The following is a 292-nucleotide window of genomic DNA, read 5'->3' as shown; positions in this document are numbered from 1 at the left end:
ATATGTCCAGATATCAATGCAGCACTTTTTGATGTTTTAACGGTTGAAAAATCGATTAAAAGTCGTAAAAGTTTTGATGGTAAGGTGCTTTCAGAAGTACTTTATCAAATTGCCCATTGGAAAAAACGCCTTGTAAACGCCTGAGTGATTTTATTTTTAACCCAGAAATAAGGAAAAAGATCGATAGGAGGAAAAGAGGGCATATGAAAATTATTTTAAAGAGTCTGATGATTGTCCTTTTTTATGGTGCTGTTGTAGTTGGATGCGGGCGTAAAGGCGCGTTAGAATTGCC

General features: G+C 36.0%; 1 protein-coding gene and 1 pseudogene. Both read left to right on the top strand.

Annotation, left to right across the window (positions count from 1 at the left end):
* Nucleotides 1-144, top strand: a pseudogene (locus ACFIK8_RS12250) (argininosuccinate lyase); the annotation flags it as partial.
* A 59-nt stretch (nt 145-203) separates the two neighbouring features.
* A partial coding sequence (locus ACFIK8_RS12245) for an LPS translocon maturation chaperone LptM (RefSeq protein WP_375669585.1) occupies nt 204-292 on the top strand: 89 nt, incomplete at its 3' end.

The organism is Bartonella sp. MR168JLCBS, from assembly GCF_042194175.1.
The sequence above is the reverse complement of the archived record's forward strand: the minus strand, read 5'-3'. Positions and strand labels throughout refer to the sequence as shown.